Genomic DNA, 11,973 nt, shown 5'->3' on the forward strand with positions numbered 1-11,973 from the left:
TAACTGTTACAATAATCTGAATAATTTTCTCAAGTTTTCTAAATTTTATTTTGTAGCATCATCATATTGACAAATCAGATGCTATATTAGTAAGGCTATTATTGTGCGTACATATAGATAGTTTTCTTAAAACCTGTGGCGAATTCAAGATCTGCTCTCAAGCGCGTTCTAGTTGCAGAACGCAATCGAATCCGTAATAAAACCTACAAATCGGCTTTGAGAACGTTGATGAAGAAATACTTCACCGCGTTGGATACCTATGTAGCCGAACCAACACCTGAATTAAAGCAAGAAGTACTGCTGAAGATGTCTGCTGCTTATAGCAAAATTGATAAAGCCGTAAAGCGAGGCGTTCTTCATGAGAATAATGGAGCGAGGAAAAAATCTCGATTAGCGAAAAGACTCAGCGCGCTCACACAAACAGCGGCAGAGGGCTGAGTAGCAAATAGTTAGTTTTTCTAGTTTTTCCCACAAAGTCAGCAGCAATTGTTTGTAAATTGCTGACTTTAAAACAAGGACAAAAAAATCAATGCAGTTGATTGACACCCACGTTCATCTTAATTTTGACCAATTCCAGCCAGATTTGGAAGAGGTTCGCTCTCGATGGCAAGAAGCGGGTGTAGTGCGGCTAGTACATTCATGCGTTGAGCCATCGGAATTTTCGGGCATCCAAGCTTTAGCTAATAGATTTCCCGAAATTAGCTTTGCAGTGGGATTACATCCTTTGGATGCCCACAAATGGACATCCCAAACAGCCAATGAAATAGAATCGGCAGCTAGTTCCTCAGACAAAGTAGTAGCAATTGGGGAAATGGGGCTGGATTTTTATAAAGCCAATAATTACGAGCAGCAACGTATGGTACTCGTAAAGCAGTTAGAAATAGCAGCAAGGCTTAACTTGCCAGTTATTATCCACTGTAGAGATGCAGCATTAGAGTTAAAGCAAGTGCTACAAGAGTGTATTGAACGTTATGGAGAAAAGGTGAGGGGAGTTATGCATTGCTGGGGTGGAAAGCCAGTTGAAACCCAATGGTTTTTGGACTTAGGCTTTTATGTCAGCTTTAGCGGAACTGTTACCTTCAAGAATGCCCATGCTATCAAGGAGTCAGCCACTATGGTAAGAAGCGATCGGCTTTTAATTGAAACTGACTGTCCTTTTTTAGCTCCGGTTCCCAAACGAGGGGAGAAAAGAAACGAACCATCCTACGTTCGTTACGTAGCCGAACAAGTAGCGAGTTTGCGGGGAGAAACTCTGTGTGAAATTGCTGCAACTACCACGAAAAACGCCTGCGATTTATTTGGGTTGAAGCTATAAAAAATCACTTGGGTGTCAATACCTGTAGATATCATCAAAAATCTGCCTTTAGGAGGAGGATAAATATGATAAAATTAATCCCTCCAACAGCGTTTGCTTGAGTGATAATGGTGAAGTTACTCCCAAAAGTAACTAGTTGGGAAAAATGCTTGAAATAGTGATTTACTATTTTTTATTCAATTTTTCAGATATGGCGGATATTTATAATCGATAATTGCCGCTGTGATCACTAGTTAAAGTTACCCGTAGCTGATCCATTGGAGCTAAATTATTTCATTTATAGAAAATTGTTTTGTTTAAGGTTCGGAGTTGGAGACGATAATTTGCTTGTTCGCGAAGCCGTTCCAGAAAAACCATAGAATCTAGCGATTAATTTCTTTAGTAATAGGATATCATCACATGACAGTAGAAGCACTGTTGGCATAATGGCGATCGCGTAGTGCAAGCTCGTTGGTATCGCAAATTGAAGTTTATAAATTACTTGTTTGAATTAAAGCGCAATCTTGGAGGGGAAATGAGAAAAGCAAGAGAGTTTCTTCTGAAGCGAAAAGCGAGGTTATCACCGAGCAAACTCAAACAACTAATGAAATTTTGGCAGATTTTACCTGCTGATTTGAGAGGATTAATTTTTTATAGAGATGCCATGCATCAGGTTTAATTAATTAATTTATCCATACTCAATTCACTACGACAGCAGTAGGATTGGAATTTTCTACAAGTCCATAAAAGTTTAACCCCTTATAGATTTGAATTAAAGCATGAATTACGACTCAATGACAGAACCGGGCTTCATGTTGCCCGACTTGATTGAAATTCAGCGTTCTAGTTTTCGCTGGTTTTTAGAAGAAGGGTTAGTAGAAGAGCTTAATTCCTTTAGTCCAATTACAGATTACACCGGCAAACTGGAACTGCATTTTTTAGGACAAAATTACAAGCTTAAAGAACCTAAATACAGTGTAGAAGAATCAAAACGGCGCGACAGCACCTATGCTGTGCAAATGTATGTACCGACACGGTTGATCAATAAAGAGACTGGGGAAATAAAAGAGCAAGAAGTATTTATTGGTGACTTGCCTTTGATGACCGAACGCGGCACATTTATTATTAACGGTGCAGAGCGGGTAATTGTCAACCAGATAGTTAGATCCCCAGGAGTTTATTACAAATCCGAAATCGATAAAAATGGTCGTCGGACTTATTCTGCTAGTTTAATTCCCAACCGGGGAGCATGGTTGAAATTTGAAACAGACCGTAATGATTTGGTTTGGGTGAGAATTGACAAAACTCGCAAACTGTCGGCTCAAGTGTTGTTGAAAGCCTTGGGACTTACCGACAACGAGATTTTCGATGCTTTACGTCACCCGGAATATTTCCAAAAAACCATCGAAAAAGAAGGGCAATTTTCAGAAGAAGAAGCCCTGATGGAATTGTATCGTAAATTGCGTCCCGGCGAACCACCTACAGTTTTGGGTGGGCAACAGCTTTTAGATTCGCGATTTTTTGACGCTAAACGCTACGATTTAGGTCGCGTAGGGCGCTACAAGCTGAATAAGAAATTACGCCTTCAAGCTCCAGATACAGTCAGGGTTTTGACATCTGCGGATATTTTGGCAGCGGTAGATTACTTAATCAACCTAGAGTTTGACATTGGTAATATTGACGACATTGACCACCTGGGAAATCGCCGAGTTAGAAGTGTCGGCGAATTACTGCAAAATCAGGTGAGAGTTGGTCTAAACCGTTTGGAGCGGATAATCCGCGAACGTATGACCGTATCCGATGCCGAGTCATTAACTCCTGCTTCTTTAGTTAACCCTAAACCTCTGGTAGCAGCAATCAAAGAATTCTTTGGTTCGTCTCAGTTGTCTCAGTTCATGGATCAAACCAATCCGTTAGCGGAATTGACCCATAAGCGTAGATTATCAGCACTTGGTCCTGGTGGTTTAACTCGTGAACGTGCCGGTTTTGCGGTACGAGACATTCACCCTTCTCACTACGGACGGATATGTCCTATTGAAACGCCAGAAGGTCCGAATGCAGGATTAATTGGTTCTTTAGCGACTCACGCGAAGGTGAATCCCTATGGATTTTTAGAAACACCTTTTCGTCCAGTAGAAAACGGAAAAGTCATGTTTGATAAGCCAGCAATCTACATGACTGCTGATGAGGAAGACGACTTGCGAGTTGCTCCGGGTGACACACCCCTCGATGAAAATGGCTACATTATTGGGACTCAAGTACCAGTACGTTATCGTCAGGATTGGGCAACTACGACTCCCGAACAAGTGGATTATGTAGCAGTTTCTCCGGTACAAATAGTCTCGGTGGCAACAAGTTTGATTCCATTTTTGGAACACGACGACGCGAACCGGGCATTAATGGGGTCGAATATGCAACGGCAAGCGGTGCCATTGCTCAAGCCAGAGCGTCCTTTAGTCGGAACTGGTTTAGAAGCGCAAGCTGCAAGAGACTCCGGGATGGTGATAGTATCGCGTACCGACGGTGACGTTACCTATGTAGATGCCACAGAAATTCGTGTTCGTCCCGCACCCGACGCACCAGAAGAAAAATACAAAATTTCTAAATACCAACGTTCCAACCAAGACACCTGCTTAAGTCAAAAGCCTTTGGTGAGGATAGGAGAAAGAGTAATTGCCGGACAGGTGCTTGCAGATGGTTCTTCTACCGAAGGTGGCGAATTAGCATTAGGACAAAACATTGTAGTAGCTTATATGCCTTGGGAAGGTTATAACTACGAAGATGCGATTCTAATTAGCGAACGTTTGGTACAAGAGGATATTTATACTTCAATTCACATTGAAAAGTATGAAATTGAGGCAAGACAAACTAAGCTAGGTCCCGAAGAGATTACCAGAGAAATTCCCAACGTTGGTGAAGACGCGCTGCGAAACTTAGACGAACAAGGAATTATCCGCATTGGTGCTTGGGTAGAAGCTGGAGACATCTTGGTAGGTAAAGTCACTCCCAAGGGTGAATCCGACCAGCCACCGGAAGAGAAATTACTGCGAGCAATTTTCGGTGAGAAAGCCAGAGACGTAAGAGATAACTCTTTGCGAGTACCTAATGGTGAAAAAGGAAGAGTTGTAGATGTCCGTCTATTTACCCGTGAGCAAGGTGACGAATTACCGCCAGGGGCGAATATGGTGGTGCGAGTTTACGTAGCCCAAAAGCGGAAAATTCAAGTTGGCGACAAAATGGCAGGACGGCATGGCAATAAAGGGATTATTTCCCAAATATTACCTTTAGAAGATATGCCTTACTTGCCAGATGGTTCTCCTATAGATATTGCACTCAACCCTTTGGGCGTACCCAGCCGAATGAATGTAGGACAAGTATTCGAGTGCTTGCTCGGTTGGGCTGGTCATACTTTAGGAGTCAGATTTAAGATTACACCATTCGATGAAATGTATGGTGAAGAATCATCGCGGCAAATCGTTCACGGCAAGCTGCAAGAAGCAAGAGACGAAACTGGAAAAGACTGGGTATTTAATCCAGATAACTGCGGAAAAATTCAAGTTTATGACGGTCGTACTGGGGAACCTTTTGACCGGCCAGTGACTATAGGCGTAGCTTATATGCTCAAATTAGTCCACTTGGTAGATGATAAAATTCACGCTCGTTCCACCGGACCTTACTCCTTGGTTACCCAACAGCCATTGGGTGGTAAAGCACAGCAAGGCGGACAGCGTTTTGGAGAAATGGAAGTATGGGCATTGGAAGCATTCGGTGCTGCTTATACGTTGCAGGAATTGCTTACCGTCAAATCCGACGATATGCAAGGACGTAACGAAGCTCTTAACGCCATTGTTAAAGGTAAAGCAATCCCTCGTCCGGGAACGCCAGAATCATTCAAAGTATTGATGCGAGAGTTGCAATCTTTGGGATTAGATATTGCCGTCCACAAAGTAGAAACTCAAAATGATGGTAGTTCCTTAGATGTGGAAGTAGACCTGATGACAGACCAAAACTCTCGTCGTACACCACCTCGTCCTACTTACGAATCTCTTACCCGCGAGACGATACAAGAAGAGCAATAAAGGTTAAAGGTTAAAGGTTAGAGGTTAGAGGTAATAAATAGGAGCGGCTGGAGAAAAATGTCTTTGGGGACTTAATAACAGTGACCTATGACCTCTAACCTTTGACCTTTGACCTGTAACCTTTGACCTGTAACCTTTGACCTGTAACCTTTTTTAATTTTCTACTATGAGAAATTCTCAAAATAATCAGTTTGATTACGTAAAAATTGGCTTAGCTTCACCAGAACGTATTCGTCAATGGGGAGAAAGGACTTTACCTAATTCTCAGGTAGTTGGTGAAGTAACAAAACCGGAAACAATAAACTACCGGACTTTGAAGCCAGAGATGGACGGGCTTTTTTGCGAACGCATTTTCGGTCCGGCGAAAGATTGGGAATGCCATTGCGGTAAATATAAGAGAGTCCGTCACAGAGGTATTGTCTGCGAGCGCTGCGGTGTAGAAGTTACCGAATCGAGAGTACGCCGCCACCGCATGGGTTATATTAAACTGGCAGCCCCAGTAGCTCACGTTTGGTATCTCAAAGGGATTCCCAGTTATATTTCCATCCTGCTGGATATGCCTTTGCGGGATGTAGAACAAATAGTTTATTTCAACTCCTATGTAGTGCTGAGTCCCGGTAATGCCGAGTCATTAACTTACAAGCAATTGCTTACAGAAGACCAATGGCTGGAAATTGAAGACCAAATTTACAGCGAAGATTCCCAGTTAGAAGGAGTGGAAGTAGGGATTGGTGCGGAAGCTTTACTGCGGCTGCTTGCGGATATTAACTTAGAACCAGAAGCTGAAACCTTGCGAGAGGAAATTCTTGTTGCCAAAGGTCAAAAGCGAGCCAAGCTGATTAAGCGGTTGCGGGTTATAGATAACTTTATCGCCACCGGCTCCAAACCCGAATGGATGGTAATGACTGTGATTCCCGTAATTCCTCCAGATTTGCGCCCGATGGTGCAGCTCGATGGCGGTCGCTTTGCCACCAGCGATTTGAACGACCTTTATCGCCGCGTAATTAACCGTAATAATCGTTTGGCGAGATTGCAGGAAATTCTTGCTCCTGAAATTATCGTCCGTAACGAAAAACGAATGCTGCAAGAAGCAGTAGACGCTTTGATTGATAACGGTCGTCGCGGACGTACTGTAGTCGGTGCTAACAACCGTCCGTTGAAATCATTGTCCGACATTATTGAAGGTAAACAAGGACGTTTCCGGCAAAACTTGTTGGGTAAACGGGTTGACTATTCCGGAAGAAGCGTAATTGTAGTTGGACCTAAACTTCAGATTCACCAGTGCGGTTTGCCTAGGGAAATGGCAATCGAATTATTTCAGCCTTTTGTAATTAATCGGTTGATTAGAAGCGGTATGGTGAATAATATCAAAGCCGCGAAGAAGTTAATAGCTAGAGCCGACCCCCAAGTTTGGGATGTTTTAGAAGAAGTCATCGAAGGACACCCTGTGATGCTCAACCGTGCGCCGACTTTGCACCGTTTGGGTATTCAAGCTTTTGAACCAGTATTAGTAGAAGGAAGAGCAATTCAACTGCATCCTTTGGTATGTCCTGCCTTCAACGCCGATTTTGACGGCGACCAAATGGCGGTACACGTACCTTTATCTTTGGAATCGCAATCCGAAGCAAGATTGCTGATGCTCGCTTCCAACAATATTCTTTCCCCAGCGACAGGTAAACCGATTATTACCCCCAGCCAAGACATGGTATTGGGAGCATATTATTTAACGGCAGAAAATCCTAGAGCAACCAAAGGTGCTGGGGGCTATTACGCTTCTTTAAATGACGTAGTAATGGCTTACGAACAAAAACAAGTAGACTTACACGCCTACGTTTACGTCCGCTATGACGGCGAAGTCGAGCAGGATGTAGATGATACAAACCCCGTAGAAGTCAAGGAAAATGATGATGGTACTCGTACCTTGCATTACAAATTCCGTCGCGTTAGACAAGATGCCGCAGGAAATTTACTTTCTCAGTACATATACACTACACCGGGTCGTGTTATTTACAACGTTGCAATTCAGGAAGCTTTGGCAAGTTAGGAAATTGGTAATTGGTAATTGGTAATTGATAATTGAAATATATAAGTACCTACGCAAAATTAATTGTGTATTGTCCGAAGCGTTAGCTTCCCTATACTGCATAAACGCTGTGTCCGTAGGACTTGGAACGTTAGCGGTTCATCACCCGGAGGGTGCGGTTTATCGCAAGGTTCTCAATTCTTCGGAATGTCTAATTAATTTTGCACGACTACTTAGTTAAAAATAATGAGTTATTAATTCTTATTTACCCATTACCCATTACCCATTACCTATTACCCATTACCCATTAACCATTACCTACTATTTACTATTTACAAATGAACGAAAACATAATTTTTCGCAACCGTGTGGTTGACAAGAAACAACTAAGAAAGCTAATCTCCTGGGGCTTTACCCATTTCGGGACAGCACGAACGGCGGTAATGGCGGATAAGTTAAAGGAATTAGGTTTCCGCTACGCTACCAGAGCCGGGGTTTCTATCAGCGTTGATGATTTAATGGTGCCTCCTTCCAAGCGATCGCTCCTAGAAGCTGCGGAAGAAGAAATTCGGGCAACTGAAAAACGTTATCAGCGTGGTGAAATTACGGAGGTAGAACGTTTCCAGAAGGTAATTGATACTTGGAACGGAACTTCGGAAGCTCTCAAAGATGAGGTGGTAACTTATTTTAAAAGTAAAGACCCCCTCAACTCGGTATACATGATGGCGTTTTCCGGCGCACGGGGTAATATTTCCCAGGTACGTCAGTTGGTGGGAATGCGGGGACTGATGGCTGACCCCCAAGGGGAAATCATCGATTTACCAATTAAAACTAACTTCCGCGAAGGACTAACTGTTACTGAATACATTATTTCTTCTTACGGTGCGCGGAAGGGATTGGTGGATACAGCTTTGCGGACGGCGGATAGTGGTTACTTAACCAGACGTTTGGTGGATGTTTCCCAGGATGTAATTATCCGGGAAACTGATTGCGGTACATTGCGGGGTATCAATGTTTCACCGATGAAGGAAGGTGATAAAATCTTGATTCCTCTAAGCAATCGGTTGTTGGGGAGAACTGTGAATGAAGATATTGTCCATCCCCAAACTGGTGAAGTCATCGCTGTTCGCAATACGCCGATTGATGAGGATTTGGCTGATGTGATTGAAGCGTCGGGGGTAGAATTCGTTAATGTTCGTTCTCCTTTGACTTGCGAAGCTGCTCGTAGTGTTTGTCAGCAGTGCTATGGTTGGAGTTTGGCTCATGCCAAAATGGTCGATTTGGGAGAAGCTGTAGGTATTATTGCTGCCCAAAGTATCGGTGAACCCGGAACCCAATTAACCATGCGTACTTTCCACACTGGTGGTGTATTCACTGGGGAAGTGGCGCAACAAGTACGAGCTAAAGCTGATGGTACGGTACGCTTCAAAGGTAAATTCCGCACCAGACCTTTCCGCACCCGTCACGGTGAGGAAGCTTTGTTTGTGGAGACCAGCGGGATGATGACTTTGGAACCCCAAGGCAGTCCCAAAGCTGCGGCGATGGAAATTAGCATTACCAAAGGTTCAACTTTGTACGTCACCAACGGTGCTAAAATCAAGCAGGGTCAACTGTTGGCAGAAGTTGCTTTGGGAGCCAGAACAACTCGAATTAATACTGAGAAAGCCGTAAAAGATGTTGCTTCTGATATTGCCGGAGAGGTCAGATTTGCCGATGTGGTGGCAGAACAAAAAACCGACCGTCAAGGTAATACGACGACGACGGCGGTCAGGGGCGGTTTGATTTGGATTTTCTCCGGAGAAGTATATAATTTACCTCCCGGTGCAGAATTGGTAGTTAAAAATGGCGATCGCATTAGCGCAAATGGTGTAATTGCTGAAACTAAGTTGACCTCGATTCATGGTGGTGGAGTGCGGCTACCGTCGGAGACTCCGGGTAAAAGTACCCGCGAGATTGAGATTATTACTGCGTCGATTGTGTTAGACCGAGCAGCGGTAACGGTGCAGAGTTCTCAAGGTCGTAACAACTATTTAATTAGTACTGCAAACAACCAAGTATTTAACTTGCGAGCAACTCCCGGCACCAAGGTGCAGAATTCTCAGGTAGTAGCAGAATTAATTGACGACCGTTATCGTACCAACACTGGGGGATTGTTAAAATTCTCTGGGGTAGAAGTACAGAAGAAAGGTAAAGCCAAGCAAGGTTATGAAGTGGTGCAGGGAGGTACCCTGTTATGGATACCCGAAGAAACCCACGAAGTTAACAAAGACATTTCTTTGTTAATAGTAGAAGATGGTCAATTTGTCAATGCTGGGGATGAAGTCGTCAAAGATATCTTTTGTCAGAACAGTGGTGTGGTGGAAGTGACCCAGAAAAACGACATCTTGCGGGAAGTGGTGGTTAAACCAGGAGAACTGCTGATGGTCGATGACCCTGCATCTGTAATGAGTAAAGATGGTACTTTTATTCAGGCTGGGGAAGAGTTTTTAGGTACAACCTTTACCGAACTGCGTTACATCGAGTATGTAGAAACACCAGAAGGGCCGGCAGTGTTGAGCCGTCCGGTAGTGGAATTTCCTGTACCGACTAATCCTGACGTACCTTCTACCACTTCCGCCAACGAAGAAGGTGGACGTTCGATTCAGTTAAAAGCAGTCCAAAGAATATCTTACAAAGACTCCGAACGCATCAAGTCAGTAGAATCGGTAGAACTGTTGCGGACGCAGTTGGTATTGGAGATTGGACAAGAAGGAGAAGAACACAATACTTCTCCCTTGGCTGCGGACATCGAATTAATTCCCGATGAGAACGACCCAGAAATTCAGCGCTTGCAATTGGTGATATTGGAATCCTTGGTGATTCGTCGTGATATTGCGGCTGATGCTACTCAAGGTAGTACCAAGACCAACTTAGAAGTAGAAGATGGGTTAACTATAGAACCTGGTGCTGTAGTAGCACGGACACAAATTTTGTGTAAAGAAGGAGGTGTCATCGGCGGCGTGAAGGTAGGCACCGACGCACCCCGTCGCTGCTTGATATTACGCAGTGCCGATATGTTTACAATTAACCTTAATCAACCTCCCACCTGTAAAGTCGGCGATTTGCTGGTAGAGGGTGCAGAAATTGCTCCGGGTGTGTTCGCAGAACAATCGGGACAAGTAGTTGATGTTGGTAATGCCCTTCAGGAACAGTTGACTGTTGACAGTGGACAGTTGACTGTTGACAGTGGACAGTCCCCTTACTACGTGACTTTGCGGATGGGTCGTCCTTATCGGGTTAGTCCGGGAGCGGTGCTGCAAGTTGAGGATACGGATTTGGTGCAGCGCGGTGATAACTTGGTGTTGTTGGTATTTGAACGAGCAAAAACTGGGGATATCATTCAAGGTTTACCTCGAATCGAAGAACTACTAGAAGCTCGTAAACCCAAAGAAGGATGTATGTTAGCTCGTCGAGCCGGGGAAGTTAAACCAGTTTACGGTGACGGTGATGAGGCGATCGCAATTAAGGTGTTGGAAGCTGGAGGAGTAGTCACCGATTATCCCCTCGGACCGGGACAAAACATGGTAGTTTCCGAAGGACAGACGGTGACTACTGGTCAGCCTTTGACAGATGGTCCTTCTAATCCTCATGAAATCTTGGAAGTATTTTTTAATCAAGGTTCCGATGAGGGAGTGTATGCTTGTACCAGTCTGGCGTTGCAAAAAGTGCAGACCTTCTTGGTGAACGAAGTGCAATCGGTGTATCAATCCCAAGGTATTGAGATTTCCGACAAACACATCGAAGTAATTGTGCGGCAGATGACTTCCAAAGTGCGATTGGATGATGGCGGGGATACTACAATGCTGCCTGGGGAATTGATTGAACTGCGACAAGTAGAACAAGTCAACGAAGCCATGTCGATTACCGGGGGAGCCAAAGCCCAATATACTCCAGTATTATTAGGGATAACAAAAGCATCATTAAACACCGATAGCTTCATCTCAGCGGCTTCATTCCAAGAAACCACTCGCGTGTTAACCGAAGCAGCAATTGAAGGTAAATCCGACTGGTTGCGGGGTTTGAAAGAAAACGTAATTATCGGTCGATTGATTCCGGCGGGTACAGGATTCAACGCTTATGAAGAAATGGGTATAGTTGATGACTATACGAACGAAATGAGCGGCGGTATACTCGATGAAGTCGATGACCCCTTGGACATGGTTCTAGACGATAGGACAGCCCGTAATTACAATTTGGATTCACCAACCATAGCACCAGAAGGATTTGGGTTAAGGAGTACATCGCGATCAATTTTAGATGATGATAACGATTTGATGAGCGATAACCTAGGGGTAAATGTGGATGAAGATATTAAGGGATTAACACCGATGGAAGTTGATAATGACAATGATGACGATGATTTTGATGACGATGGTCTTTTAGGAGAATTTGAAGACGAAGATGAAGACGAAGACGACGATGACTTCATGGATTCGGACGATTAAGCAGTGAGGAGTGAGGAGTTAGGAGTGAGGAGTGAGGAGTTAGGAGTGAGGAGTTAGGAGTGAGGAGTGAGGAGTTAGTTAACAGTCCTTATT

5 protein-coding genes are annotated in these 11,973 nt (G+C 44.0%); all 5 read left to right on the forward strand.

Translation table 11 applies throughout. The annotated features are described in order from the left end of the window. Nucleotides 1-135 precede the first annotated feature (135 nt). The 5 genes from rpsT (at nt 136) to IQ247_RS20630 (ending at nt 11,880) form a co-directional block, all read left to right on the forward strand. Nucleotides 136-438 (forward strand): 30S ribosomal protein S20, encoded by a 303-nt coding sequence (gene rpsT, locus IQ247_RS20605; protein ID WP_193922992.1) that lies wholly within the window; start codon nt 136-138, stop codon nt 436-438. 91 nt (nt 439-529) lie between these two features. Continuing rightward, nucleotides 530-1,315 carry a TatD family hydrolase gene (locus tag IQ247_RS20610; protein WP_193922994.1) on the forward strand — a complete coding sequence of 262 codons (786 nt, stop codon included), beginning with the start codon at nt 530-532 and terminating at the stop codon, nt 1,313-1,315. A gap of 758 nt (nt 1,316-2,073) precedes the next feature. Further along, a complete protein-coding gene (rpoB, locus tag IQ247_RS20620; protein ID WP_193922996.1) occupies nt 2,074-5,373 on the forward strand; it encodes a DNA-directed RNA polymerase subunit beta in 3,300 nt (1,099 codons plus the stop codon). 166 nt (nt 5,374-5,539) lie between these two features. Continuing rightward, nucleotides 5,540-7,417, forward strand: coding sequence for a DNA-directed RNA polymerase subunit gamma (locus tag IQ247_RS20625; protein ID WP_193922998.1), 1,878 nt, complete (start codon nt 5,540-5,542; stop codon nt 7,415-7,417). A gap of 317 nt (nt 7,418-7,734) precedes the next feature. After that, complete coding sequence (locus tag IQ247_RS20630; RefSeq protein ID WP_193922999.1) at nt 7,735-11,880, forward strand: DNA-directed RNA polymerase subunit beta''; 4,146 nt, start codon at nt 7,735-7,737, stop codon at nt 11,878-11,880. Nucleotides 11,881-11,973: the final 93 nt, after the last annotated feature.

This window comes from Plectonema cf. radiosum LEGE 06105, from assembly GCF_015207665.1.
GTDB classification, from domain to species: domain Bacteria; phylum Cyanobacteriota; class Cyanobacteriia; order Cyanobacteriales; family Nostocaceae; genus Rivularia; species Rivularia radiosa_A.

Excerpts from the sequence above, each read along its gene's own strand:
- IQ247_RS20625 (WP_193922998.1), top strand. The coding sequence starts at position 5,540 with ATGAGAAATTCTCAAAATAATCAGTTTGATTACGTAAAAATTGGCTTA.
- IQ247_RS20630 (WP_193922999.1), top strand. The coding sequence starts at position 7,735 with ATGAACGAAAACATAATTTTTCGCAACCGTGTGGTTGACAAGAAACAA.
- IQ247_RS20610 (WP_193922994.1), top strand. The coding sequence starts at position 530 with ATGCAGTTGATTGACACCCACGTTCATCTTAATTTTGACCAATTCCAG.
- rpoB (WP_193922996.1), top strand. The coding sequence starts at position 2,074 with ATGAATTACGACTCAATGACAGAACCGGGCTTCATGTTGCCCGACTTG.